General features: G+C 72.5%; 27 protein-coding genes. 14 read left to right on the forward strand and 13 right to left on the reverse strand.

The window, feature by feature from the left end; all coding sequences use genetic code 11:
• Positions 1-681: MFS transporter (locus UW392_RS43275; RefSeq protein WP_414497244.1), on the reverse strand; the 681-nt coding region annotated here is incomplete at its 3' end.
• Positions 682-790: 109 nt separating this feature from the next.
• Here UW392_RS43275 and UW392_RS43280 point away from each other — a divergent pair.
• A complete protein-coding gene (locus UW392_RS43280; RefSeq protein ID WP_320780795.1) occupies positions 791-1,483 on the forward strand; it encodes a FadR/GntR family transcriptional regulator in 693 nt (230 codons plus the stop codon).
• Here UW392_RS43280 and UW392_RS43285 read toward each other — a convergent pair.
• The 3 genes from UW392_RS43285 to fabG form a co-directional block, all read right to left on the reverse strand.
• Complete coding sequence (locus tag UW392_RS43285; RefSeq protein ID WP_320780796.1) at positions 1,461-1,814, reverse strand: hypothetical protein; 354 nt, start codon at positions 1,812-1,814, stop codon at positions 1,461-1,463. The two genes, UW392_RS43280 and UW392_RS43285, sit on opposite strands and share 23 nt — an antisense overlap.
• Before the next feature lie 253 nt (positions 1,815-2,067).
• Positions 2,068-2,835 carry an enoyl-ACP reductase FabI gene (fabI, locus tag UW392_RS43290; protein ID WP_320780797.1) on the reverse strand — a complete coding sequence of 256 codons (768 nt, stop codon included), beginning with the start codon at positions 2,833-2,835 and terminating at the stop codon, positions 2,068-2,070.
• Between the two features lie 5 nt (positions 2,836-2,840).
• On the reverse strand, positions 2,841-3,560 hold the full coding sequence (gene fabG, locus UW392_RS43295) for a 3-oxoacyl-[acyl-carrier-protein] reductase (protein WP_320780798.1): 720 nt from the start codon (positions 3,558-3,560) through the stop codon (positions 2,841-2,843).
• Between the two features lie 269 nt (positions 3,561-3,829).
• Between fabG and UW392_RS43300 the strand changes: the two genes are divergently transcribed.
• From UW392_RS43300 to tyrS, 3 genes are read left to right on the forward strand one after another with little or no spacing between them, the layout of a single operon-like run.
• Positions 3,830-5,353 carry a TldD/PmbA family protein gene (locus UW392_RS43300; protein ID WP_320780799.1) on the forward strand — a complete coding sequence of 508 codons (1,524 nt, stop codon included), beginning with the start codon at positions 3,830-3,832 and terminating at the stop codon, positions 5,351-5,353.
• On the forward strand, positions 5,350-6,789 hold the full coding sequence (locus tag UW392_RS43305; RefSeq protein ID WP_320780800.1) for a metallopeptidase TldD-related protein: 1,440 nt from the start codon (positions 5,350-5,352) through the stop codon (positions 6,787-6,789). Before UW392_RS43300 ends, UW392_RS43305 begins: the two co-directional genes overlap by 4 nt.
• 44 nt (positions 6,790-6,833) lie before the next feature.
• Positions 6,834-8,102 (forward strand): tyrosine--tRNA ligase, encoded by a 1,269-nt coding sequence (gene tyrS, locus UW392_RS43310; RefSeq protein WP_320780801.1) that lies wholly within the window; start codon positions 6,834-6,836, stop codon positions 8,100-8,102.
• A gap of 78 nt (positions 8,103-8,180) precedes the next feature.
• Here tyrS and UW392_RS43315 read toward each other — a convergent pair whose 3' ends face one another.
• Positions 8,181-8,465 carry a GlsB/YeaQ/YmgE family stress response membrane protein gene (locus UW392_RS43315; protein ID WP_320780802.1) on the reverse strand — a complete coding sequence of 95 codons (285 nt, stop codon included), beginning with the start codon at positions 8,463-8,465 and terminating at the stop codon, positions 8,181-8,183.
• Between the two features lie 259 nt (positions 8,466-8,724).
• On the opposite strand from UW392_RS43315, the gene UW392_RS43320 reads away from it, so the two are divergent.
• Both UW392_RS43320 and UW392_RS43325 read left to right on the forward strand, forming a co-directional pair.
• The gene (locus UW392_RS43320) at positions 8,725-9,123 is read left to right on the forward strand and encodes a DUF3099 domain-containing protein (RefSeq protein ID WP_320780803.1); all 399 of its coding nucleotides are present in this window, start codon (positions 8,725-8,727) and stop codon (positions 9,121-9,123) included.
• A gap of 227 nt (positions 9,124-9,350) precedes the next feature.
• Positions 9,351-9,569: a hypothetical protein gene (locus UW392_RS43325; protein WP_320780804.1), complete on the forward strand. Its 219-nt coding sequence runs from the start codon at positions 9,351-9,353 to the stop codon at positions 9,567-9,569.
• An 82-nt stretch (positions 9,570-9,651) separates the two neighbouring features.
• Here the strand turns inward: UW392_RS43325 and moaA are convergent, their stop codons facing one another.
• From moaA to UW392_RS43340, 3 genes are all read right to left on the reverse strand, one after another.
• Positions 9,652-10,641: a GTP 3',8-cyclase MoaA gene (moaA, locus tag UW392_RS43330; RefSeq protein ID WP_320780805.1), complete on the reverse strand. Its 990-nt coding sequence runs from the start codon at positions 10,639-10,641 to the stop codon at positions 9,652-9,654.
• A 157-nt stretch (positions 10,642-10,798) separates the two neighbouring features.
• Complete coding sequence (locus tag UW392_RS43335; RefSeq protein WP_320780819.1) at positions 10,799-12,424, reverse strand: cation acetate symporter; 1,626 nt, start codon at positions 12,422-12,424, stop codon at positions 10,799-10,801.
• Positions 12,425-12,444: 20 nt separating this feature from the next.
• A complete protein-coding gene (locus UW392_RS43340; RefSeq protein WP_320780806.1) occupies positions 12,445-12,801 on the reverse strand; it encodes a DUF485 domain-containing protein in 357 nt (118 codons plus the stop codon).
• A gap of 406 nt (positions 12,802-13,207) precedes the next feature.
• On the opposite strand from UW392_RS43340, the gene UW392_RS43345 reads away from it, so the two are divergent.
• From UW392_RS43345 to UW392_RS43375, 7 genes are all read left to right on the forward strand, one after another.
• Positions 13,208-14,722, forward strand: coding sequence for a S8 family peptidase (locus UW392_RS43345; RefSeq protein ID WP_320780807.1), 1,515 nt, complete (start codon positions 13,208-13,210; stop codon positions 14,720-14,722).
• A gap of 254 nt (positions 14,723-14,976) precedes the next feature.
• Positions 14,977-15,987, forward strand: coding sequence for a CopD family protein (locus UW392_RS43350; RefSeq protein WP_414497247.1), 1,011 nt, complete (start codon positions 14,977-14,979; stop codon positions 15,985-15,987).
• A gap of 151 nt (positions 15,988-16,138) precedes the next feature.
• Positions 16,139-17,125, forward strand: coding sequence for a DEDDh family exonuclease (locus UW392_RS43355; protein ID WP_320780808.1), 987 nt, complete (start codon positions 16,139-16,141; stop codon positions 17,123-17,125).
• Positions 17,126-17,271: 146 nt separating this feature from the next.
• Positions 17,272-17,505 carry a hypothetical protein gene (locus UW392_RS43360; protein ID WP_320780809.1) on the forward strand — a complete coding sequence of 78 codons (234 nt, stop codon included), beginning with the start codon at positions 17,272-17,274 and terminating at the stop codon, positions 17,503-17,505.
• Positions 17,506-17,564: 59 nt separating this feature from the next.
• Complete coding sequence (locus UW392_RS43365) at positions 17,565-18,377, forward strand: SURF1 family protein (protein WP_320780810.1); 813 nt, start codon at positions 17,565-17,567, stop codon at positions 18,375-18,377.
• 78 nt (positions 18,378-18,455) lie between these two features.
• Positions 18,456-20,288, forward strand: a complete 1,833-nt coding sequence (locus UW392_RS43370; RefSeq protein ID WP_320780811.1) for a glycoside hydrolase family 15 protein — start codon at positions 18,456-18,458, stop codon at positions 20,286-20,288.
• Positions 20,289-20,292: 4 nt separating this feature from the next.
• Positions 20,293-21,048: an SDR family oxidoreductase gene (locus UW392_RS43375; protein ID WP_320780812.1), complete on the forward strand. Its 756-nt coding sequence runs from the start codon at positions 20,293-20,295 to the stop codon at positions 21,046-21,048.
• Positions 21,049-21,179: 131 nt separating this feature from the next.
• Here UW392_RS43375 and amaP read toward each other — a convergent pair whose 3' ends face one another.
• Genes amaP through UW392_RS43400 form a run of 5 tightly spaced genes read right to left on the reverse strand, consistent with a single transcriptional unit; the run spans position 21,180 to position 23,499 of the window.
• Entirely contained in the window at positions 21,180-21,767 is a 588-nt protein-coding gene (gene amaP, locus UW392_RS43380) for an alkaline shock response membrane anchor protein AmaP (protein ID WP_320780813.1), read from the reverse strand.
• Positions 21,764-22,411: a DUF6286 domain-containing protein gene (locus UW392_RS43385; RefSeq protein WP_320780814.1), complete on the reverse strand. Its 648-nt coding sequence runs from the start codon at positions 22,409-22,411 to the stop codon at positions 21,764-21,766. The genes amaP and UW392_RS43385 overlap by 4 nt, the downstream gene beginning before the upstream one ends.
• On the reverse strand, positions 22,408-22,791 hold the full coding sequence (locus tag UW392_RS43390; RefSeq protein WP_414497250.1) for an Asp23/Gls24 family envelope stress response protein: 384 nt from the start codon (positions 22,789-22,791) through the stop codon (positions 22,408-22,410). Before UW392_RS43390 ends, UW392_RS43385 begins: the two co-directional genes overlap by 4 nt.
• On the reverse strand, positions 22,788-22,973 hold the full coding sequence (locus tag UW392_RS43395; protein WP_320780816.1) for a hypothetical protein: 186 nt from the start codon (positions 22,971-22,973) through the stop codon (positions 22,788-22,790). The genes UW392_RS43390 and UW392_RS43395 overlap by 4 nt, the downstream gene beginning before the upstream one ends.
• Before the next feature lie 37 nt (positions 22,974-23,010).
• Positions 23,011-23,499 carry an Asp23/Gls24 family envelope stress response protein gene (locus UW392_RS43400; protein ID WP_320780817.1) on the reverse strand — a complete coding sequence of 163 codons (489 nt, stop codon included), beginning with the start codon at positions 23,497-23,499 and terminating at the stop codon, positions 23,011-23,013.
• An 88-nt stretch (positions 23,500-23,587) separates the two neighbouring features.
• Between UW392_RS43400 and UW392_RS43405 the strand changes: the two genes are divergently transcribed.
• Positions 23,588-24,307: a nucleopolyhedrovirus P10 family protein gene (locus UW392_RS43405; RefSeq protein ID WP_320780818.1), complete on the forward strand. Its 720-nt coding sequence runs from the start codon at positions 23,588-23,590 to the stop codon at positions 24,305-24,307.
• Positions 24,308-24,408: the final 101 nt, after the last annotated feature.

Below are 24,408 nucleotides of genomic sequence, written 5' to 3' on the forward strand. Positions count from 1 at the left end.
CGCCGCGCGGGGGCGTACGAACGGGAGCCACGGCAGGACGGCCACCGCCGCCAGGGCGGCCCACACGCCGAGGCCGGGCTGCCAGTCGCCGCCCAGCGCGTCGGTCAGCGGCACGGTGGCCGCCGCGGCGATCGAGGTGCCGCAGGCCAGCGCCATCGAGTACAGGCCGGTCATGGAGCCGACCCGGTCCGGGAAGAAGCGCTTGACGATGACCGGCATCAGGACGTTGCTGACCGCGATGCCCATCAGGGCCAGCGCGCTGGCGGTCAGGAACCCGGCCGTGTTCCCGGCGAACGGGCGGACCAGCAGTCCGGCGGTGATCGCGGCCATGCCCGCGCAGACCACCGCGCCGGGACCGAAGCGGCGGGCGAGCCGCGGGGCCATGACGCCGAAGACGGCGAAGCAGAGCGGGGGCACGGAGGTGAGGAGCCCGGCCACGGAGCCGCTCATGCCGAGCCCGTCGCGGACCTCTTCGAGGAGCGCGCCGAGGCTGGTGATGGCGGGCCGCAGGTTGAGTGCGGCCAGCACGATGCCGAGGACGAGCAGACGGGTCGTCCAGGTCGTCCACGCGCGCGTGCCGGGCTCCTCCGGGGCCGCGCGCACGGCCGTACCGCCGTCGCGCGGGTACTCGGTCGGGGACTCGCTCGTGGACGTCGCCGTCCGGTTTTCCTCACTAGCCATGAGACCCATCATAGAATCATGGGATGATTGACTGTCCACCCCGCGACTACGATGCCCCCGGTGGCACCCGCGGTGGTCGGTCGCCGTCAGCACTCTGCGAAGGTGAGCCATGCCCCTGAGCCATCCCCGCCGTTCGGCCCTGTCCGAGCAGGTCATCGCCGAGCTCCGCCAGCAGATCACCTCGGGTGAGTGGTCGGTCGGCTCCCGTATCCCGACCGAGCCCGAACTCGTGGAGCAGCTCGGGGTGGCCCGGAACACGGTCCGGGAGGCGGTCCGCGCGCTGGCGCACAACGGGCTGCTGGACATCCGCCAGGGCTCCGGCACGTACGTGGTCGCCACCAGTGAGCTGGCCGGTGTGATGCACCGCCGGTTCGCCGGCGCCGACCCCCGGCACATCGCCGAGCTGCGTTCCACGCTGGAGTCGGCCGCCGCCCGGCTGGCGGCTGAGCGGCGTACGGAGAAGGACCTCAAGCAGCTCGACGCGCTGATGGTGCGGCGCGGGGAGGCGTGGGAGTCGGGCGACGCGGAGGCGTTCGTGACGGCGGACGCCACCTTTCACCTGGCCGTCGTGGCCGCCTCGCACAACGACGTGATGACCGCGATGTACGCGGACCTCGGCGAGGTGATGCGGGACTGGCTGCGGGAGGACGTCGGCGCGGAGCTGACGCCGGAGAGCCACATGGACCACACGCGGCTGGTCGACGCGATCCGCGCGGGGGACGCCGGGACGGCCGGGGAGGAGGCGGCCGGATATCCGTTCGTGTGCCGTCCGGGGCGGGTCAGTCCGGATGCCGGTGGCTGACCCAGGCCGAGCCGACCTCTTTCCAGCAGTGCCCGGTCAGCCGTACGGTCTCGGCCGGCCGCGCCGCCACGGGGGTGCCGTCGCTGTCCAGGTCCCACCAGCGGGCGCACTCGACGTGCAGGCTCACGCGGTCGGTCCGGGGATAGGGGTTGTGGCAGTGGGCCGTGACGCGCGAGCCCGTGGTGCGGACGCGGCACTCGGCGCCGGGGTACCGCGCGGAAGGCGCGTCGCCGTCACCGTCGTCCACGCGCGCGTGGGCCGCCGCTCCGTACGGCAGGGCGAGTACGGCGGTGACGGTCGCTGCTGCGGCGAGGCGGCGGGCGGAGCGCACTGACGGACCTCCTCGGCCGGACCGGTGAGGGAAGCGCGGGAGGAACCAGGGGAAATACCGGGGGGGGAAGCGCGGGGGTGAACCGCGGAGGTGAAGTCGTCTCCCAGCGTGCGCCGCTGATGGTCGCCCCGCCCGGCCGACTGGGCCGAACGGGTGACGCGCCAAGGGCCCGCGCACGACACACCAAGGACCCGCGCGTGACGCGCGAGAGGGCCCGCGCCCTGGCGGACGCGGGCCCTCTCGCGGGTCGAGGTCAGGCGCCGACCGCGTGCAGTCCGCCGTCGACGTGGATGATCTCGCCGGTGGTCTTCGGGAACCAGTCGCTCAGCAGGGCGACGACACCGCGGCCGGCCGGCTCGGGGTCCTTGAGGTCCCACTCCAGGGGCGCGCGGGTGTCCCACACCGAGGCCAGGTCGCTGAAGCCCGGGATGGACTTGGCGGCCATGGAGCCGATCGGGCCCGCCGAGATGAGGTTGGAGCGCACGTTCTGCTTGCCCAGGTCGCGGGCGAGGTAACGGCTGGTGGCCTCCAGCGCGGCCTTGGCCGGGCCCATCCAGTCGTACTGCGGCCAGGCGTACTGGGCGTCGAAGGTGAGGCCGACGACGGAGCCGCCGTTCTGCATGAGCGGCAGGCAGGCCATGGTGAGCGACTTCAGGGAGAACGCCGAGACGTGCATGGCGGTGGCGACCGACTCGAACGGCGTGTTCAGGAAGTTGCCGCCGAGCGCGTCCTCCGGCGCGAAGCCGATGGAGTGCACGACGCCGTCGAGGCCGCCCAGCTCCTCGCCGACGATGTCCGCGAGGCGCCCGAGGTGCTCGTCGTTGGTGACGTCCAGCTCGATGACCTTGGTGGGCTTCGGGAGCTTCTTGGCGACGCGCTCGGTCAGCGTGGGCCGCGGGAACGCGGTCAGGATGATCTCCGCGCCCTGCTCCTGCGCCAGCTTGGCGGTGTGGAAGGCGATGGAGGACTCCAGCAGCACGCCGGTGATCAGGACGCGCTTGCCGTCGAGGATTCCGCTCATGGTGATCAGTGACCCATTCCCAGTCCGCCGTCAACGGGAATGACGGCTCCAGTGATGTACGAGGCGTCGTCCGAGGCGAGGAACCGCACCGTCGCGGCGATCTCCTCCGGCTGCGCGTACCGGCCGAGCGGCACCTGCGAGACGATGCCCGCGCGCTGCTCGTCGGTGAGGACCTTGGTCATGTCGGTGTCGACGAAGCCGGGCGCGACGACGTTGAAGGTGATGTTGCGGGACCCCAGCTCACGGGCGAGGGAGCGCGCGAAGCCGACCAGGCCGGCCTTGGAGGCGGCGTAGTTCGCCTGCCCCGCCGAGCCGAGCAGTCCGACGACGGACGAGATGAGCACGACGCGGCCCCTCTTCGCCCGCAGCATGCCGCGGTTGGCGCGCTTGACGACGCGGTAGGTGCCGGTGAGGTTGGTGTCGACGACGGAGGTGAAGTCCTCCTCCGACATGCGCATCAGGAGCTGGTCCTTGGTCACGCCGGCGTTGGCGACGAGGACCTCGACGTTGCCGTGCGCTTCCTCGATCTCCTTGTAGGCCCGCTCCACCTGCTCGGCGTCGGTGATGTCGCACTTGACGGCGAGGCAGCCCAACTCCGTCAGGGCCTGAGGCGGCTCACCCGAGCGGTACGTGATCGCGACCTTGTCGCCGGCGTCGGCGAAAGCTCGGGCGATGGCGAGGCCGATGCCCCGGTTGCCTCCGGTGACGAGAACCGAGCGGCTCAACGGATCACCCTTTCCGTGGGGGTCTGAACACGTCCGCCCGAACACCTGTACGCATCTCGATGGCGGGCGGCTTCTTCGAAAACCTATCGGTCCCGGCTTCCGCGCGGGGAATCGGGCACCCACAGTGGCTTACGGGGGTCTCTGTCGGGTCCCTACAGAAAGCGGCCCACGTCACCCGGAAACCCGTGGTCGCCGCTCCCGGCGGGGGACATGATCGGAGCACCATCGAGCACGACGACCACGCCACCCGGCCACGGAAAGAGACTTAGGTGCCTCATCCCATCGATGAAACGTTCCTCGCACTACCCCTGCGCCCCCTGGCCGACGCGGCCCTCGCCCGTGCCCGTTCCCTCGGCGCCGAGCACGCGGACTTCCGCCTGGAGCGGGTCCGCAGCGCGTCCTGGCGGCTGCGGGACGCCAAGCCCTCCGGCTCCTCGGACACCACCGACCTCGGATACGCGGTGCGCGTCGTGCACGGCGGTACGTGGGGCTTCGCCTCCGGCGTGGACCTGACCCCGGACGCCGCCGCCAAGGTCGCCTCGCAGGCGGTGGCGATGGCGAAGCTGTCGGCGCAGGTGATCAAGGCGGCCGGGTCGGACGAGAGGGTGGAGCTGGCCGACGAACCCGTGCACGCCGACCGCACCTGGGTCTCCGCGTACGACATCGACCCGTTCACCGTGCCGGACGCGGAGAAGTCGGCGCTGCTGGCCGACTGGAGCGCGCGGCTGCTCGCGGCGGGCGGCGTCGACCACGTGGACGCCTCGCTGCTCACCGTGCACGAGAACAAGTTCTACGCCGACACCGCCGGGACCACGACCACCCAGCAGCGGGTCCGGCTGCACCCGGTGCTCACGGCCGTGTCGGTGGACGAGTCGACCGGCGAGTTCGACTCGATGCGCACGCTGGCGCCGCCGGCCGGGCGCGGCTGGGAGTACCTGACCGGCACCGGCTGGGACTGGGACGCCGAGCTGGCCGAGATCCCCGGGCTGCTCGCCGAGAAGATGCGCGCGCCGAGCGTCGATCCGGGCCTGTACGACCTGGTGGTCGATCCCTCCAACCTCTGGCTCACCATCCACGAGTCCATCGGCCACGCCACCGAGCTGGACCGGGCGCTCGGCTACGAGGCCGCCTACGCCGGCACCTCCTTCGCCACCTTCGACCAGCTGGGCAAGCTCCGCTACGGCTCGGAGCTGATGAACGTCACCGGCGACCGCACCGCCGAGCACGGCCTGGCGACCATCGGCTACGACGACGAGGGCGTAGCGGCGCAGTCCTGGGGCCTGGTGAAGGACGGCACGCTGGTCGGCTACCAGCTGGACCGCCGCATCGCCCGCCTCACCGGCTTCGACCGGTCCAACGGCTGCGCCTACGCGGACTCCCCCGGCCACGTGCCGGTGCAGCGGATGGCCAACGTGTCGCTGGCGCCCGACCCGGGCGGGCTCTCCACCGAGGACCTCATCGGGGGCGTGGACCGGGGCATCTATGTCGTCGGCGACCGCTCCTGGTCGATCGACATGCAGCGCTACAACTTCCAGTTCACCGGGCAGCGTTTCTTCAGGATCGCGAACGGCCGGCTCGCGGGTCAGCTGCGCGACGTCGCCTACCAGGCGACGACCACCGACTTCTGGGGTTCCATGGCGGCGGTCGGCGGTCCCCGGACGTACGTCCTCGGCGGCGCCTTCAACTGCGGCAAGGCCCAGCCGGGCCAGGTGGCCGCGGTCTCCCACGGCTGCCCGTCGGCCCTCTTCAAGGGCGTCAACATCCTCAACACCACGCAGGAGGCGGGTCGATGAGTTCCCGTACGTCCCGTACGCCCCGTACGCCCCGTACAACCCGTACGTCTCGTACGACCGCGCCGCACGAGATCGTCGAGCGGGCGCTGGCGCTGTCCCGGGCGGACGGCTGCGTGGTCATCGCCGACGAGCGCTCCACCGCCAACCTCCGCTGGGCGGGCAACGCCCTGACGACGAACGGCGTCACGCGCGGACGCACGCTCACGGTGGTCGCCACCGTCGACGGGAAGGAGGGCACGGCCTCCGGGGTGGTGTCGCGGTCCGCCGTCACCGGGGACGACCTGGAGCCCCTGGTGCGGGCCGCGGAGGAGGCCGCGCGCGGCGCCGGTCCCGCCGAGGACGCGCAGCCGCTGGTCACGGGGGTGCCGGAGGCGCCGGACTTCGTGGCCGCGCCGGCCGAGACGTCGTCGGCGGTGTTCGCCGACTTCGCACCCGCGCTCGGTGAGGCGTTCGCACGCGCGCGTGCCGGCGGCCGGGAGCTGTACGGATTCGCCAACCACGAGATGGTGTCGACGTACCTGGGGACGTCGACGGGGCTGCGGCTCCGCTCGGACCTGCCCACCGGCACGCTGGAGCTGAACGCCAAGTCGCCGGACCGGTCGCGGTCGGCGTGGGCGGGCCGGGCCACCCGGGACTTCAAGGACGTCGACCCGGCGGCGCTCGACGCGGAGCTGGCCGTACGCCTCGGATGGGCCGAGCGGCGCCTGGATCTGCCCGCTGGCCGCTACGAGACGCTGCTGCCGCCGACCGCCGTCGCGGACCTGCTGATCTACCAGCTGTGGTCGGCTTCGGGCCGGGACGCGGCCGAGGGCCGGACGGTGTTCTCCAGGCCGGGCGGCGGCACGCGCGTGGGCGAGCGGCTCAGCGAGCTGCCGCTGACCCTGCGCAGCGACCCGGGCGAGCCCGGTCTGGAGACGGCGCCGTTCGTGGTGGCGCACTCCTCCGGCGGCGACCAGTCGGTCTTCGACAACGGGCTGCCGGTGTCGGCGACGGAGTGGATCAGCGGGGGCGAGCTGGCCCGGCTGACGACGACCCGGCACAGTGCCGCGCTGACCGGGCTGCCGCTGGCCCCGGCCGTCGACAACCTGATTCTGGACGGCGGCACCGGCCGCTCGCTGGAGGAGATGGTCGCGGGCACCGGGCGGGGGCTGCTGCTGACCTGCCTGTGGTACATCCGCGAGGTCGACCCGGCGACGCTGCTGCTGACCGGTCTGACCCGGGACGGCGTCTATCTCGTCGAGAACGGCGAGGTCGTCGGCGAGGTGAACAACTTCCGGTTCAACGAGTCGCCGGTGGACCTGCTGGGACGGGCCGCGGAGGCCGGGCGCACCGAGCGGACGCTGCCGCGGGAGTGGGGCGACTGGTTCACCAGGGCCGCGATGCCCGCGCTGCGGGTCCCCGACTTCAATATGAGCTCTGTCAGCCAGGGCGTATAACCTCGTAACCGCTTCATGGACCGAATCAAGGAGACACGAGAACCGTGACGGACATCGTCGACGAGCTGAAGTGGCGTGGGCTGTTCGCCCAGTCCACCGACGAGGACGCTTTGCGCAAGGCGCTCGCGGACGGTCCCGTCACGTTCTATTGCGGTTTCGACCCGACCGCGCCGTCCCTGCACGTCGGGCACCTGGTGCAGGTGCTCACCGTGCGCCGGCTCCAGCGGGCCGGGCACCGGCCGCTGGCGCTGGTCGGCGGGGCGACGGGCCAGATCGGCGACCCGCGCCCGACCGCGGAGCGCACGCTGAACTCGCCGGAGACCGTGGCCGGCTGGGTCCAGCGGCTGCGCGGCCAGATCGAGCCGTTCCTCGACTTCGAGGGCGAGAACGCGGCCGTCATGGTCAACAACCTCGACTGGACCGAGGGGCTCTCCGCGATCGAGTTCCTGCGGGACATCGGCAAGCACTTCCGGGTCAACAAGATGCTGACCAAGGACTCCGTCGCGCGGCGCCTGGAGTCGTCGGAGGGCATCAGCTACACCGAGTTCAGCTACCAGCTGCTCCAGGCCATGGACTTCCTCCAGCTCTACCGGAGGTACGGCTGCACGCTGCAGCAGGGCGGCAGCGACCAGTGGGGCAACCTCACGGCCGGCCTTGACCTGCTGCACCGCCTGGAGCCGGACGCCACGGCCCACGCGTACGCGACGCCGCTGATGACCAAGGCGGACGGCACCAAGTTCGGCAAGACCGAGGGCGGCGCCGTCTGGCTGGACCCGGAGATGACGACGCCGTACGCGTTCTACCAGTTCTGGCTGAACGTGGACGACCGGGACATCTCGGGCTACATGCGCATCCTGTCCTTCAGATCCCGCGCGGAGCTGGAGGAGCTGGAGCGGCAGACCGAGGAGCGGCCGCAGGCCCGTGCGGCGCAGCGCGCGCTGGCCGAGGAGCTGACGACGCTGGTGCACGGCGCGGACCAGACCGCCGCGGTGATCGCCGCGTCCAAGGCGCTCTTCGGCCAGGGCGACCTGGCGGAGCTGGACGAGCGGACGCTGGCGGCGGCACTGTCGGAGCTGCCCCACGTGCGGGTCGCCGAGGCGGGCCAGGTCGTCGACCTGTTCGCCGAGGTCGGTCTGGTCGCCAGCAAGTCGGCGGCCCGCCGCACGGTGAAGGAGGGCGGCGCCTACGTGAACAACGTGAAGGTCGCCGCCGAGGACGCCGTCCCCGCCGCCGAGGACCTGCTGCACGGCCGCTGGCTCGTGCTGCGGCGCGGCAAGAAGAACCTGGCCGCGGTGGAGGTCACCGGCGCCTGAGCGGCCCGGCCGGGGGCGGCGACGCGTACGGCGAGGGGCGGTCCCGGATGCCGGGGCCGCCCCTCGCCGCGGGTGCGGTCAGGTGGTGTGCCGCTGTTTCTTGTTGCCCCGCACCGCCATGTACACCATGTCGCCGATGGCGACGATGATGACCGCGGCGACGAGCTGGAAGATGTGCCGCCACCAGTCGATTCCCGCCGTGGCGTCGACGCCGGCCGCGCGGGCGACCGCGTTGCCGACGATGGCACCGAGCATGCCGAAGATCGTCGTCAGCCACAGAGGGCTGTGCTGCTTGCCCGGAATGATCGCCTTGGCGATCAGACCGAGCACGAATCCGACGATGATCGCCCACAACCAGCCCATGGCTGCCTCCTCGTACGGCTCTACGTGAGCATTACGGCCACTCTCGGGCCGTACCGCGAACGGCGCACGGCGGATACGTCCGAACGGGGGACACCCCCGGGCGCCCGTGCGCACTCCGATCGCTCCCGCACGTGGCGCCCCGGTCTCGTAGGCGGCGCAGCCGCGGCGTAACGTGGGAACAGTCCCGCGCCGGGCACCCCGAGCGGCCGTGGACGGGTACGGGCGGGGAAGCTGCTGTGCGGGCGGAGGGTGGAATGTGATGCGGAAGCGGAGCGGCGGCGGCAACGCCCAGGTGTTCCGGATCACCGGAGCCCGGACGGGGCTGGACGAGGACGTGCGCGGGCGGCAGCGCCGGTACGTCATCTCGATGTCGGTCCGCACGCTGTCGGTGATCCTCACGGCGGCCCTGTGGAACGTGGAACGGCACGTCGCGATCGTGACGCTGGTCCTGGGGGCGCTGCTCCCCTACGTCGCGGTGGTCATCGCCAACGCCGGGCGGGAGAACGCGCCGGGTCTGCCGTCGACGTTCGTCACGGCGCCGACGCCGCCGATGCTCGAAGCGCCGGGCGCGTCGGCCGGTTTCGCGGAATCCGTGCCGGAAGACTCCGCAAGCGACCGGACAGCGGGTGTACGCGGCGAACCGCACGACCGTTCCTGATCGGATCTGACCGTTCAAGACCGGTGATCATGTTCATGCCGAGTCGGCGAACTGCTCCATCGAATCGCGTTGTTCCGTGTCGGGCGGCGGGCTGGCCGTGACATACTCGGTAAGCGCTCCGCATCCCCCGTCGGAGCGACGGACCGACGCCGGGCAGCTCCCCCCGTGGCTGCTCGGCGTCGCCTTTTCTGCGACACCTTCTGCGACACCTTCTGTGAGACTGAGCCGTGAGTGACGAGACCGACGCCGCCGTGTGTTCCGCCAAGGGCTGCCGTGTTGCCGCGGTGTGGGTGCTGGCGTGGAACAACCCGAAGGTGCATACCCCTGAGCGGCGTAAGACGTGGCTCGCGTGTGAGGAGCATCGAGAGCATCTCTCGCAGTTTCTCGGGGTGCGGGGGTTTCTGAAGGACGTCGTCCCCTTCGAGGAGTGGGTGCAGCGGGGCTGAGGAGGGGTGACCGGTGCGGCGCCGTCGTGGCTTGTCGCGCAGTTCCCCGCGCCCCTTGCGGGGCGCTTCTCCTCGGGGGGTTTCAGCCGCCGATCGCTGACATCGGGCGGTCCGGCTGGATGAAGGTCGGGTCGTCGAGGCCCGCTCCCGCCTTCTTGCCCCACATGGCCAGGCGCCAGACGCGGGCGATCTCCTCGTCGGGGGCGCCGGAGCGCAGGGCGGCGCGCAGGTCCGTCTCCTCCCGGGCGAAGAGGCATGTGCGGACCTGGCCGTCGGCGGTGAGCCGGGTGCGGTCGCAGGCGGCGCAGAACGGGCGGGTGACGGAGGCGATGACACCGACCCGGTGCGGGCCGCCGTCGACCAGCCAGCGTTCGGCCGGGGCGGAGCCGCGCTCGTCGGCGCCCTCCTCGGTCAGCTCGAAGCGGGTGCGCAGCGACTCCAGGATGTCACCGGCGGTGACCATGCCCTCGCGCTTCCAGCCGTGCTGGGCGTCCAGCGGCATCTGCTCGATGAAACGCAGCTCGTAGTCGTGCGCCACGGCCCAGGCCAGCAGGTCGGGGGCCTCGTCGTCGTTGAGCCCCGGCATCAGGACGGAGTTGACCTTGACCGGGGTCAGGCCCGCCTCGTGGGCGGCGCGCAGCCCCTCCAGGACGTCCTTGTGCCGGTCACGGCGGGTGAGGATCTTGAAGATCTCCGGGCGGAGGGTGTCCAGGGAGACGTTGACCCGGTCCAGGCCCGCCGCCTTCAGGGCCGCCGCCGTGCGCTTCAGGCCGATGCCGTTGGTGGTGAGGGACATCTGCGGGCGCGGCTCCAGGGCGGCGACACGCTCCACGATGCCGACGAGACCGGGGCGCAGCAGGGGCTCCCCGCCGGTGAAGCGGACCTCCTCGATCCCGAGGGAGGTCACGGCGATCTCGATCAGCCGGACGATCTCGTCGTCGGTGAGGAGGTCGGGTTTGGCGAGCCACTGCAGCCCTTCCTCCGGCATGCAGTAGGTGCACCGCAGATTGCAGCGGTCGGTCAGCGAGACCCGCAGGTCGGTGGCGACTCGACCGTAGGTGTCGATGAGCACGTGTGCCCCCTCCCTCGACGGCGACCGGTGGAGCTTTTCTCTCCTCCGCCTCCTGCGAGCCTACGTGACACCGGTGACATCGACAGCGGCCGGAAGCCACGAGGTACGCGCCGGCCCCGTCGTAGGGATCTACGACGGGGCCGGCGCGCGGGGTGAGTCAGTGGGCGCCGGTGCCGGTCAGGGACCGGACCTCCAGCTCCGCGTACTTGCCGGCGTCCGGGCGCTCCTTGGACAGGACGGTGCCGAGGAAGCCCATCAGGAAGCCGAACGGGATCGAGATGATGCCCGGGTTCTTCAGCGGGAACCAGGCGAAGTCGACGTCCGGGAACATCGACGTGGCGTCGCCGGAGACCACCGGCGAGAACAGCACCAGGCCGACGGCGACGACCAGACCGCCGTAGATCGACCACAGGGCGCCCTGAGTGGTGAACCGCTTCCAGAAGAGGCTGTAGAGGATCGTCGGCAGGTTGGCGGAGGCGGCGACCGCGAAGGCGAGGGCGACCAGCCCGGCCACGTTCAGGTCGCGGGCGAGTGCGCCGAGCGCGATGGAGACGATGCCGATGAAGACGGTGGCCCAGCGGGCCGCCTTCATCTCCTCCTTCTCGGTGGCCTCGCCCCGGCGGATGACGTTGGCGTAGATGTCGTGCGCGAAGGACGAGGACGAGGCGAGGGTGAGGCCGGCGACGACGGCGAGGATGGTCGCGAAGGCGACCGCCGAGATCGTGGCGAGCAGGATCGCGCCCCACGCGGAGTCGACGCCGCCGACATGCAGGGCGAGCAGCGGCGCGGCCGTGTTGCCGGACGGGTTGGAGTCGGTGATCTCCTTCTGCGAGATGAGCGCGGCGGCGCCGAAGCCGAGCGCGATGGTCATCAGGTAGAAGGCGCCGATGATGCCGATCGCCCAGTTCACGGACTTACGGGCGGCCTTGGCGTTGGGCACCGTGTAGAAGCGGATGAGGATGTGCGGCAGGCCGGCGGTGCCGAGGACCAGGGCGATGCCGAGGGAGATGAAGTCCAGCTTGGTGGTGCCGGTCGCGCCGTACTGGAGGCCGGGCTCCAGGAAGGCGGCGCCCTTGCCGCTGTTCTCGGCGGCGGAGCCGAGCAGGTCGGAGATGTTGAAGTCGAACTTCAGCAGCACCAGGAAGGTGATCAGGAGGGTGCCGGTGATGAGCAGCACGGCCTTGACCATCTGCACCCAGGTGGTGCCCTTCATGCCGCCGATGGTGACGTAGACGATCATCAGGACGCCGACGAGGGCGACGATGAGGACCTTGCCCGCGTCGGAGGTGATGCCGAGCAGCAGGGAGACCAGGACGCCGGCGCCCGCCATCTGGGCCAGCAGGTAGAAGATCGAGACGACGATCGTGGAGGTGCCGGCGGCGGTGCGTACGGGACGCTGGCGCATCCGGTAGGCGAGGACGTCGCCCATCGTGTAGCGGCCGGAGTTGCGCAGCGGCTCGGCGACCAGGAGCAGGGCGACCAGCCAGGCGACGAGGAACCCGATGGAGTACAGGAAGCCGTCGTAGCCGAAGATCGCGATGGCGCCCGCGATGCCGAGGAAGGAGGCGGCGGACATGTAGTCGCCGGAGACCGCGAGGCCGTTCTGGAAGGCGCTGAACTGGCGTCCGCCCGCGTAGAAGTCGGCGGCGTCCTTGGTCTGCCGGCCGGCCCAGACGGTGATGAAGAGCGTCGCGACCACGAAGACCGCGAAGAGCGTGATGATCAGCGGCCGGTGCTCGCTGGCCTCGTTGGCCGCCAGGAAGAACTGCTCGGGGGCGGCCAGGGGGAAGTGCTCGGGGGTGCTCACGCGCCGCCCTCCATCCGGGTCTTGATGGCCTCGGCCTTGGGGTCGAGCTTCGCGGCGGCGTGCCGCGAGTACCACCAGGCGATGAGGAAGGTCGTCACGAACTGGGCGATGCCGAGGACGAAGGCGACGTTGATGTTGCCGAAGAGCTTCTCGCCCATGAAGTCGCCCGCGTAGTTCGACAGCAGCACGTAGAGCAGGTACCAGGCGACGAAGGCGATCGTCAGCGGGAAGGCGAAGTTACGGAAGGAGCGGCGCAGTTCACCGAACTCTTCGCTCTGCTGCACCTCGGTGAACTCCTCGGTGGTCGGGAGCCGGTGCTCCTGTTTCGAGGGGGGCGGTGCGTCGGTGGCCACGGATTCTCCTCGTACTACGGGCATGAAGGCTGTTCCTGACAGGTGCGGGGGCTGATCTGGCTCGGGCTCCCTGACCAACGACACGGCGCGGCCCCGGCACCGGTTCAACGTCCTTCGGCGCCACTTTCCGAAGTCGTGCCCGGCCGGTCATTGCTGGCCAGGGACCGGGGGCGATAGCTTCACGGTGCACCACCCGACATGTACCTGTCCGGGCGCTCACCCGCGTCCCGGGTGGGTTCCGCCTTCGGATGATGTGGAGAACCCATGCCTCATCTGTGCTCCAGACGCCGGTCCTCGGCGCGCTGCGCGCGGTGAAGTGACCGGCCGACGGCCACCCTCATCCGTACCGGCTTCACCCGCACGACACGCACCGTCCGCACCATGGAAGAAACCGGAGAGTCTGTACATGACCGCGTTCCTCTCGCGTCACCGCCGCGCACTGGCGATCCCGGCCGGCATGGCTGTGGCGACGGCCCTCGCCTTCCTGCCCAACGTCCAGGCCGCCGCCGCCGAGGCGCCGTCCGTCGCCGCCGACGGGGACTCCTTCAGCTACGTCGTCAACGTCAAGGCCGGCAAGGCGCCCTCCGCCGAGATCAAGCGGGCGATAGCCAAGGCCGACGGCACCATCGTGACGTCGTACGACCGCATCGGCGTGATCGTCGTCCACTCCGCCAACCCGGACTTCGCCAAGAGCGTCCGCAAGGTGCGCGGGGTGCAGTCGGCCGGTGCCACCCGGACGGCGCCACTGCCGTCGGCCGCGACGACCGACGAGGGGACGCCGCGGGAGCTGACCGCGAAGGAGGTCGCCGCGGCCGAGGCCGCCGCGGGCCAGGACCCGCTGGAGGGCCTGCAGTGGGACCTGCCCGCCATCAAGGCGGACAAGGCCCACGAGAAGTCGCTCGGCTCCAGCAAGGTCACCGTCGCCGTCCTGGACACCGGCGTGGACGACACCCACCCGGACCTCGCGGCCAACTTCGACCGGAAGGCCTCGGTCAACTGCGTGTCGGGCAAGCCGGACACCACGGACGGCGCCTGGCGGCCGACCGGGACGGACAGCCCGCACGGCACCCACGTGGCCGGTGAGATCGCCGCCGCGAAGAACGGCGTCGGCATGACGGGCGTCGCGCCCGGCGTGAAGGTGTCCGGCATCAAGGTCGGCAACCCGGACGGCTTCTTCTACACCGAGGCCGTGGTGTGCGGCTTCGTGTGGGCGGCCGAACACGGCGTCGACGTGACCAACAACAGCTATTACACCGACCCGTGGTACTTCAACTGCAAGGACGACCCGGACCAGAAGGCGCTGGTCGAGGCCGTCACGCGGGCCACGAAGTACGCGGAGCGGAAGGGCGCGGTCAACGTCGCCGCGGCCGGCAACGAGAACTACGACCTCGCCTCCGACGAGATCACCGACCCGGTCTCCCCCAACGACTCCACGCCCTCCGACCGGGTGATCGACCCGTCGGAGTGCTACGACATCCCGACCCAGCTGCCGGGTGTCGTCACGGTCGCGGCGACCGGCGCGAAGGGCATCAAGTCGTCCTTCTCCAACTACGGCCGCGGGGTCATCGACATCGCCGCGCCCGGCGGTGACTCGACCGCGTACCAGCCGCCGGCGGCGCCCGCCACCAGCGGTCTGATCCTGGGCACGCTGCCCGGCGGCTCGTGGGGCTACATGGCCGGTACGTCGATGGCGTCGCCGCACGTCGCGGGCGTGGCCGCGCTCATCAAGTCGACCCACCCGCACGCCTCGCCGGCCCTGGTGAAGGCGCTGCTGTACGCCGAGGCCGACGCCACCGCGTGCACCACGCCGTACGACATCAACAACGACGGCAAGGTCGACGCGGTCTGCGAGGGCCCGAAGAACCGCAACGGGTTCTACGGCTGGGGCACGGCGGACGCGCTGGACGCCGTGACCAAGTAGGCACCGGCCGCGCGCGGCACGGCCGAGGGGCCGGACGGGACCTCCCGTCCGGCCCTTCGCGCACCCGTCGGGCCCGCGTCCGCCGTCGGGGCCGCGTCCGGCGTCCGGCCCTTCGTCACCCTTGGCCGCCCGTACTCACCCGTACGTGTCGACCCGTGCGGCAGAATCACCGGCGTCGCCCGGGAGGGGGGTGGCGTACCGCCGGGCGTCGGTCTGGATTTGCCCGGGTCGGGGCGGCTGGTGAAGATCTTGGGGTGACCTTGACAAGAACCACGCCTCCGGCCACCGGGACCCGGGGCCGCGCCCGGCGGGGCTCCGGGCACGGCCGGGCCGTGGCGGTCCTCGTGCTGGTGGCGCTGGCCGCGCTGATACCCCTGCTCGGCCCCGCGCCCGCGCTGCACGGCACCGGCGAGGCCGCCGCACCCGGCACCGGCGCCATCGCGCTGCTGCGGGCCGTGCTGTTCGCGGCCCTGTCCGTCCCGCTGGGCGAGCTGTTCGTGAACCGGCTGGCCCGCTCCCTGGACGGCGCTCCCCCGCTCACGCCCCGCGGCTGGTCCACGTACGCGGCGGTCACCGGTTGCGTCGCCGCGCTGGGGCTCGCCTCGGTGGTGGCCACCGGGAACCTGGTGCCGGACGGGCTCGCCGACATCGACGTCGGCGGCCTGTACTCCACCCGGGACGGCCGGCTCGCGCTGCTGGAGGTCAACGCCTTCCTGGTGGCCGCGGTCTGCTCGGCCTCGCGCCGGCCGGGCACCCAGGTGTGGCCGCTGGCCGCGGTGGTGGTCGCGGAGGCGCTGCGCGCGCACCCCCCGACCGAGCACACGGCGCTGCTCGGCTCCGGTCTGACCCTGATCCACCTCGGCTGCGCCGCGCTGTGGACAGGTGGTCTGCTGCATGTGCTGCGCACCCTGCGCCGGTGGCACGGCGCGGAGGCCGGTCCGGCGCTGCTCGGGCTCTACGCGCGCGTGGCGGCCGTCCTGCTCGCCGCCATCACGGCGACGGGGGTGTGCAGTTCGCTGCGCCGGATGGAGCCGGGCACGATCCCGCACCAGCTGACGGACACCGCCTACGGGCGCGTGCTGCTCGCCAAGGTGCTCCTCGTCGCGGCGGTCGCCGCGCTCGCCCTGTGGGCGCGGCTCCGGCTGGGCCGCGCCACCGATCCGCTGGCCGCCTGCTCCCCCGCCCGCGCGGAGGTCGCCCTCCTGGGGGTGGTGGTCGCGGTCTCGGGGCTGCTGACGGCGCTTCCGGTGCCCATCCGCTGGTGACCCGCGCGGAGGCCGGTCGCGGAGGCCGGTACGGAGTACTCACCGGCCGCGCGCGCAAGGGCCCCCGGGGTCCCGGAAGTTGACGGAACGGCCCGGCGGGCTGCCCCCTCGGGGACGGCGCTGTCAGTCGCGGCCCGTATCCTCAGGGACCATGCTCGAAGACCGCACGCCCGCAGTGTCCTCCCCCGCACCGTGGCCGGCCGCGTATCCGCAGGGATACGCGGTCGTTGACGTGGAGACCACCGGCCTGGCCCGCGACGACCGCATCATCTCGGCGGCCGTCTACCGCCTGGACGCGCGCGGCGAGGTCGAGGACCACTGGTACACGCTGGTCAACCCCGAGCGGGACCCGGGCCCGGTGTGGATACACGGCCTGACCAGTGACGTGCTCGAAGGGGCGCCTCTCTTCCGAGACGTCGCCGAGGAGTTCGCGGCCCGGCTCGACGGCCGGGTGCTGGTCGCGCACAACGCCGTCTTCGACTGGCAGATGATCGCCCGCGAGTACGCGCGCGCGGAGCGCGAGGCGCCGGTGCGCCAACGGCTGTGCACCATCGCCCTCTCCAAGGAGCTGGCGCTGCCGCTGCCCAACCACAAGCTGGAGTCGCTGGCCGCGCACTTCGGTGTGGTGCAGCAGCGGGCCCACCACGCGCTGGACGACGCGCGCGTGCTGGCCGAGGCGTTCCGCCCGAGCCTGCTGGCCGCGGCGGCCGGCGGGGTGCGGCTGCCGCTCCTCGAATGCCGTCCGCTGACGGAGTGGACGGACCGTCCCGCGCCGCGCATCGGCCGCCAGGCGGGCTCCGGAGGTTACCGGCCGGGTGGTTGGCGCCCCGCCCGTAAAAGGCCCGCATGCCCGCATCCCAACCCCGGTCGGTACGAAGACGGCAAACCGCTCAAGCAGGGCATGCGGATCGCCTTCTCGGGTGACACGTCGACCGAGCGGGAGCTGCTGGAGGACCGCGCCGTCGAGGCCGGTCTGCACGTCGCGACGAGCCTGTCCCGGCTCACCAGCCTGCTCGTCACCAACGACCCCGACTCGGGCACGTCGAAGGTGGTCAAGGCCCGGCAGTTCGGTACGCCTGTGGTGGACGAGGCGGCGTTCGGACAACTGCTGCGGGACGTGGAACCGGCGGACGGGTGACCTGTACGGACGAGCGACACCGGCGGGCCGGTGCCCGTACGGACGGGTGACGCGGACGGGCCGGTGTCCGTACGGACGGGTGATCGGCGGGCGACTCGCCCGGCCGCCGCTCGCCCGTGTCCGGGTCACGGCCCACCCTGTGGCCCATGGCGACATGTGAAGTCTGCGGCAACAACTACGGCATGACCTTCGAGGTCCACGCGCAGGGCGCGGTGCACGTCTTCGACTGCTTCTCCTGCGCGATCCACCGCATGGCCCCCATCTGCGAACACTGCCGGGTCCAGATCATCGGCCAGGGCGTCGAGGTCGAGGGCCACTGGTTCTGCGGCGCGCACTGCGCCCGCGCGGAGGGCAGGACGGGGGTCGTCGACAAGGTGTGAGGGGCTCCGAGCCCGTACCCGCCTGCTGCCGCCCCGCGACCGAGTTGTACGGTCGTGGGGTGTACCGCTTCCTGTTGTCCCGGCAGTGGGTGATCCTCACGCTGATCGCCGTGCTCCTCATCCCCACGATGATCGAGCTGGGCTTCTGGCAGATGCACCGCTACGAGGAACGCACCGCCCGCAACGACCTGGTCGCCGAGGCACTCGACTCCGACCCGGTACCGGTCGAGCAGCTCACCTCCCCCGGCGCGACCATCACCTCCGCCGAGCGCTACCACAACGTGAAGGCGACCGGCCGCTTCGACACCGACCGCGAGGTCGTCGTGCGGCGCCGCACCGACGCCGACGACAACATCGGCTACCACGTGCTCACCCCGTTCGTCCTCGACGACGGCAAGGTCCTGCTGGTGAACCGGGGCTGGCTCCCCGCGGACGGTCCCAGCCAGACCGAGTTCCCGAAGATCCCCGCGCCGCCCGCCGGGGAGGTCACCCTCACCGGCCGGATCATGCCCGACGAGACGACCGAGGCCAGCGGTATCAAGGACCTCAAGGGCCTGCCCGACCGGCAGATCATGCTGATCAACAGCGAGCAGCAGGCCGAGCGCCTCGGCGCCGAGGTGCTCGGCGGCTACGTCGTCCTCACCACGCCCGAACCGGCGAACGGCACCCCGGAGCTGATCGGCCGGCCCGGCAACGAGGACGCGGCGCTGAACTACGCGTACGCCATCCAGTGGTGGCTCTTCTCCGCGGCCGTCCCCGTCGGCTGGTGGTTCCTGGTGCGCCGCGAGGCCCGGGAGCGCTCCGAGACGGCCGACGACGGCGACAGCGGCGACGGTGCCGAGGACGCGGAGGCGGCGCCGGCCGCCGTGTAGCACCGCCGTCGCCACCGGCCCCCGTACCGCCCGCGTACGCCTTGATTGCCCCGGCACCCACCGGGAAGACGGAACCGCGTGCATCCCCGTAACGAGGCCCGTAGCGCCCCCACCGACCGTGCAGCCCGCATAGAGGACTACGCGCTCATCGGCGACGAGCAGACCGCGGCCCTGGTCGCCACGGACGGTTCCGTGGACTGGCTGTGTCTGCCCCGGTTCGACTCGGCCGCCTGCTTCGCCCGGCTGCTCGGCGACGAGGAGAACGGCCACTGGCGCATCGCGCCGAAGGGCGCCGACCGCTGCACGCGGCGCGCCTACCGCCGCGACACCCTGGTCCTGGACACCGAGTGGGAGACGGCGGACGGCGCGGTCCGGGTCACCGACCTGATGCCGCAGCGCGACCGCGCGCCCGACCTGGTGCGGATCGTGGAGGGGCTGCGCGGCGAGGTGACCGTGCACAGCGCGCTGCGGCTGCGCTTCGACTACGGCGCCGTGGTGCCGTGGGTGCGGCGCGGCGACGGGCACCGGGTGGCCGTCGCCGGACCGGACTCGGTGTGGCTGCGCAGCGAACCGGAGGTGCGCACCTGGGGCGAGGACTTCGGGACGCACGCGGAGTTCACCGTCGCGGCCGGGGAGAAGGTCGCGTTCGTCCTCACCTGGCACCCCTCGCACGAACCCCGGCCGCCGCTGATCGACCCCTACGAGGCACTGGAGCACAGCGTCGCGGACTGGCGGGCCTGGGTCTCCCGCTGCCGCTACACCGGCCCGCACCGGGACGCCGTGGTGCGCTCCCTGATCACGCTGAAGGCGCTCACCTACAAGCCGACCGGCGGCATCGTCGCCGCGGCCACCACCTCGCTGCCCGAGGAGCCGGGCGGCGTGCGCAACTGGGACTACCGGTACTGCTGGCTGCGCGACTCCACCCTCACCCTGAGCGCGCTGCTGGCGGCCGGGTACCTGGAGGAGGCGGAGGCGTGGCGCGACTGGCTGCTGCGCGCGGTCGCCGGCTCCCCGCAGGACCTGCAGATCATGTACGGCCTGGCCGGTGAGCGCCGGCTCCCGGAGTACGAGCTGCCGTGGCTGTCCGGCTTCGCCGGGTCGAGGCCGGTGCGGATCGGCAACGACGCCGTCAGCCAGCTCCAGCTGGACGTGTACGGCGAGGTCATGGACACCCTGACGCTGGCGCGGGCCGCGGGCATCCCGGCCGAGCCGCAGGAGTGGGAGCTGCAACGGGCGCTCGTCCAGTGGCTGCGGACGGCGTGGCGGCGGCCCGACGAGGGGCTGTGGGAGGTGCGCGGCGGGCGCCGGCAGTTCGTGCACTCCAAGGTGATGACGTGGGTCGCGGCCGACCGCGCGGTGCGCACCCTGGAGGAGCAGCCGGAGCTGGGCGGCGACCTGGAGGGCTGGCGCGCGTTCCGTGACGAGGTGCACCGGGAGGTGTGCGAGAAGGGCTACGACCCGGAGCGGAACACCTTCACCCAGTACTACGGCTCCCGCGAGCTGGACGCCGCGCTGCTGTTCATCCCCCGCGTGGGCTTCCTGCCGCCGGACGACCCCCGGGTGACCGGCACGATCGACGCGGTCTCCCGGGAGCTGACCCGGGACGGCCTGGTCCGGCGGTACAGCACCACCGACAGCGCCGACGGCGCGGTGGACGGCCTGCCGGGCGACGAGGGCACGTTCCTGGTGTGCTCGTTCTGGCTGGCGGACGCCCTGCACATGGCGGGCCGCACCAAGGAGGCCCGGGAGCTGTTCGAACGGTTGATGGAGCTGACCAACGACGTGGGGCTGCTGGCCGAGGAGTACGACCCGGTGGCCGGCCGCCAGCTCGGCAACTTCCCCCAAGCGTTCAGCCACATCGGGCTGGTGCACACCGCCCTCGCCCTGTACGGCGACAAGGAGGCAGGATAGGGCCATGGATCTTGGACTGAAGGACCGGGTGTACGTCGTCACCGGAGCCACCCGGGGACTGGGCAACGCCACCGCGCGGGAACTGGTCGCCGACGGTGCGAAGGTGGTCCTCTCCGGCCGGGACGAGAAGAGCGTGGTGGAGGCGGCGACCGCGCTGGGGCCGAACGCGGTCGGGGTGGCCGCGGACAACGCCGACCCGGCCGCCGCCGACCTGCTGATCGCCACCGCCCGTGAGCGCTTCGGCCGCTTCGACGGCGTCCTGGTCAGCGTCGGCGGCCCGCCGGCCGGTCTCGCCTCCGACATCACCGACGAGCAGTGGCAGTCGGCGTTCGAGACGGTCTTCCTCGGTGCGGTGCGGCTCGCGCGGACGGCGGCGACGCAGCTGGAGGCGGGCGGGGTCATCGGTTTCGTGCTGTCCGGCTCGGTGCACGAGCCGATCGCGGGGCTGACCGTCTCCAACGGGCTGCGGCCGGGGCTCGCCGGGTTCGCCAAGTCCCTCAGCGACGAGCTGGGCCCGCGCGGCATCCGCGTCGTGGGCGTCCTCCCGGGCCGTATCGACACCGACCGGGTCCGTCACCTGGACAGCCTCTCCGCCGACCCGGCCGCCACCCGCACGGCGTCCGAGTCCCGCATCCCGCTGCGCCGTTACGGCGCCCCCGAGGAGTTCGGCCGCGCGGCGGCGTTCCTGCTGTCGCCGGCCGCGTCGTACGTCACGGGCGTCATGGTCCCGGTCGACGGCGGCGCCCGGCACGGTTTCTGACCACCGGGCGAGGGCGGCGTCCGGGACGGGCCGTACGCCGGGCGCGGGGAGCGAAGTGATCGCTCGCGCAGTTCCCCGCGCCCCTTGCGGGGGCGTTCACCGGCCTCCGGCGCCGGGTGCCGGCCGTCGGTTCAGGTGACCCGCTCCGCACGGTGTCCGACTCCCTTGAGGCGGACCTCCGTGGGCAGGGCGTCGGCGCCGGCCGACGAGCGGGCGTGCGCGAGGGCGCCGCCGGTGAGTCCGTCGAGGGCGGCGCCGGGGTCGACGTGCGGTTCCAGCTTCAGCCGTACGCGTGCCCGCGGTGCCGTACGGCGGCCGGTGAGCCGTACGTCCGCCCGTGCGACCCCGTCCAGGCGCCCCGCCTCCTCGGCGCACGCGTCCTCCAGGGCCCGGCCGCGCAGCACCGCGCCCTCGCCGTCGCCGGTGTCCACGAGGACCTCGGCGAGCCGGCGGCGGCGCAGTACGGCGACGAGCCACCACAGCGCGAGCAGCAGCAGGACGGCGAGCACGGCGATGACCACCGGCCACCACCAGCCGGAGTCCCGCCACCGGGTCCGCCGCGCGTCGCTCAGCAGCACGTCGTGGGGTCCGTCGTGGATCCACCAGGAGGGCGGCGACACCCCGAGTCCGACGGCGAGCACGGAGCCGCCGAGCACCAGCAGGACGAGTCCCGCCAGTGCGAGCAGCACCCGGTTCACGGTCCTGAGCACCGCTGTCACCCCTTCCGTCCGGGCCGCCGCACCCGTACCGACACACCGGGCGGCCGGGAGAGCCCCAGCCCGCGCACGGTGTCGGCGAGCGCGGTGTCCAGATCGCCGCGTACGTCGTCCAGTTCCCGGAAGTGCGACACCGCGCGGACCTTCGCCTTCGAACGGCGGGTGCGCACCTTCACCGACTGCACCCCGGCGACCTCCATGGCCCGGTCGCGCAGCACCGTGGCGGCGGCGTCCCGGTGCAGTCCCGCCCGTACGTCCGGATGGGTGCGGCGCATCGGCAGGACCGACCGCAGCCCGGGGGTGAGGGCGAGCAGGAGCAGCCAGAGGCCGAGGGCCGCGGTGATGCCCGCGCCGACCAGCACCCAGGTGTCGTCCAGGGGACGTTCGGCGAGCTGCCGGGCCAGTTCGCGGCGCCAGCGCATGCCGGGCCGGTCGGCGCGCACGGCGACCACGTCGTAGAGGAAGGCGACCGCGAGGGCCAGCAGGAGCAGGGCGGCGATGCCCGCGGGGACGCGCCGCGCCGACCAGAACCGGCCGGCCCGGCCGTGGTGCGGCGGGGCCGGGGGCGGGGTGTTCTCCGCGCCGGGGTCCTTCTCCAGGACCGGCGCTCCGGCCGTGGCGCCCTGAGGCGCTGCGGGTTCGCTCATCGCGTCCTCCCCTGTGCCGCGCCGTACTCCGCCGCCGGGTGCAGCCGCTCCACCCGTACGGTGACCTCCGGTACCTTCATGCCCGTCAGCGTGGAGACCCGCTCGGCGACCCGGTGCCGTACCCGGCCGCAGCGGGCCCCGACGTCGCAGGGGTAGTCGAGTTCGAGGTGGACGCGGACGCGAGCGGCGCCGTGGTGCACGACGACGCTCGCGTGGGGGCGCGCCGCGTCCGGCGGGAGCTGGCCCACCGCCTCGCGCGCCGCCTGGGCGGCCACCTTGGCGACGACCCGGTCGGCGATGCGCGTGGCTCCGCGCTCGCCGGACGGGACGGCGCCGTGCGGCGCGGGCGGCTCGGCGACCGCACTGCTCACGGCGGTCACCGCCGGCGGTCGTCGCGGCCGCGGAAGAAGTCGCCCAGCTCCATGTCGCCCTCCAGGAACCGGCCGACCACGAAGCCGACGGCGCCCAGGGCCGCCACCAGCAGAAAGGCACCGAATCCGCCGAAGTATCCGGCGAAGCCCAGCGCCATGCCGGCGATCATGCCGACCACGGCCATGTTCACTGTGCGCTCCCCTCAGGTTTCGTTGGTGGACGTGGTCTCACTGGATCCGCGGCTCCGGCTGGTCCTCGTCCTCGTCGTCCGGGAGCTTGACGTCGCTCACCGCGATGTTGACCTCGACGACCTCCAGACCCGTCATCCGCTCCACGGCCGTGACGACGTTCTCCCGCACATCGCGGGCGACGTCGGCGATCGACACGCCGTATTCGACGACGATCTCCAGATCGAGTGCCGTCTGCTTCTCGCCCACCTCGGCCTTCACGCCGCGCGTCACCGACTTGGAGCCGCCGGGCACGCGGTCGCGCACGGCGCCGAAGGTGCGGGACATGCCGCTGCCCATGGCGTGCACGCCCGCCACGTCGCGGGCCGCCATTCCGGTGATCTTCTCCACCACACCGTCGGCGATGGTGGTCCGGCCCCTGCTGCCGGGGTCTCCGCCGCCACGCCTGACCGACTGTCCCTTGCCCGCGCCCAGGCCCTCGCCGCCGAGGTCCTGACCGGGCCGGTTGCGCTCCGTGGTCTCGCTCATCGCCGTCCGTCCCTTTCGGTGGGTGTTCCTGGGACCACGTTAAGTGTGGTTGCGCTCTCCCGCGCCGGGGATGCGGCAGGCTGGACGAATGACGACGGCCGATCGGTGGACACGGACAGTTCGGGAGCAACTGGGACTGGGCAGGTTCCTGCCGCTGGGTGACGCCCGGGACGGGGCGTGGATCGCGGAGCGAGCGGCGCGTGACGTGCTGCTGAGCGTGGCGGCGGGTCTGCCGGGGGTCCGCCTGGAGCACCTGCGGATCGCGCCCGCCGAGCCGGACGAGGCGGCGGAACCGGTCGTACCGCCGCCGCCGAGCGCGCTGCCGCCCGCACCCCTTCGAGTGACGGCCGACCTCGCGGCGACGGCGTCCGAGCCGCTGCCGGCGACGGCCGCGCGGGTGCGGGCCACGCTGGCCGAGGCCGCGGCGCTCCGGATGGGGCTGGTGGTCTCGGACGTGGACCTGCGGGTGACCGCGCTGCTGGACGCGGCGCCGGAACCGGCCGCGCCGGATGAGCGGGCGGCCGGGGAGCACGACGGGAAGCCGGCCGGGGACGGCGACGAGGGCCGGGCGGGCCGGGCCGCGCTGGCGGTCACGGGCGTGACCCGGCTGACCGGCACGCTGGGACGGCCGGTGCACTTCTCGGAGCCGCCCGCCGAGGCGGTGCTGCCGAGGCGGCATGTACGGGTGGAGTGCGCGGTGGGTGCGGATCTCCGCACGGTGGAGGTGGCCCGGCGGATCCGCGCCGCGGTGTCGGAGGCGCTGCCGGACCACCCGACGGTGGCGGTGCTGGTCACTGCCGTCGGCTGACGGAGGTCCGTCTGCTGGCCGCGGGCGCGTGGTGGCTGGTCGCGCAGTTCCCCGCGCCCCTTGCGCGGGCGCCCCTTCAGGGGCGCGGGGAACTGCGCGAG

Source organism: Streptomyces sp. CRN 30, from assembly GCF_034105845.1.